The 920-nt window shown below is 59.7% G+C and carries 1 protein-coding gene; it reads left to right on the top strand.

Annotated features, from left to right (window positions below; genetic code table 11):
- Nucleotides 1–448: 448 nt before the first annotated feature.
- Nucleotides 449–920: CHASE3 domain-containing protein (locus IC50_RS38125; RefSeq protein ID WP_244429728.1), on the top strand; the 472-nt coding region annotated here is incomplete at its 3' end.

Here is a 920-nt window from a genome sequence, read left to right as displayed (position 1 = left end):
GACTCGGGCCGGCTCAAGACCGAGGTCAGCAAGTTCCTGACCAACGTGCGCGCGGCGTAGACCGGATCGTCCATCATCATTCGAAAATGAGCGGCGCTGTGCGCCGCTCATTTGCTTTTGAGCACCTGCCGAAGGGCGACGGATCCGCCTCCGGCCATGCCGCCCACAGCGTCGAGGAGAGCAGGTCAGCAGCTGTTCGCTGCGAGACTTATCGGCTGGCCCGCATCCCTCGGAGAGGCCCGCGAAAGTCCGGGCAAATTCATGATGATGGCTCAGTACGACTACGGAGGGTCGTTAAGGTGAACGATCGCGAAGGACGGTACTATCCCAGGTGAGAACTTGCCTGGAGTTGGACGGGTTGGCTGTCCGATGAGCATCTTCAACGGGAATACTGGGGAATTTGATGTCTTGGATAAACAACGTTCGCATCTCCATTAAGGTTTCTGCAGTGTTTGCGGCGATCTGTCTCGTGGTCGCCGGCAGCACCGCTGCCATCTACAACTCGCTGAACGTGATGAATTCCACGGCGAAAATGACCGTGCATACCTACCAGGTGCTGGAGCAGCTCTCGGAGATCGTCGGAGCGATGGTCAATTCGGAAACGGGTGTGCGCGGCTATCTCGTTTCGGCGGATAGTGCCTTTCTCGGCCCCTACGAGTCCGGCCAGAAGCAGTTTCAGGCTGCGACGGCCAAGGTCGGGAGTCTGACCTCGGACAACGCGACTCAGCAGAGGCGCCTCGAGCGTGTGAAGGCGTTCGCCAGCGACTGGATGACCAACGTCGCGCAGCGCGAGATTGCGTTTATGAAGGATCCTGCAACTCAGTCCAAGGCACGGGAGCTCGAGGCGTCCGGCGCCGGCAAGAAGTCCATGGATGGATTGCGCGCCGTCGTGCAGGAGATGGATGCGGAAGAACGATCGC

This window comes from Bradyrhizobium genomosp. I (2014), from assembly GCF_000261685.1.
GTDB lineage: Bacteria > Pseudomonadota > Alphaproteobacteria > Rhizobiales > Xanthobacteraceae > Bradyrhizobium.
This window is presented reverse-complemented; position numbering and strand designations above follow the sequence as displayed.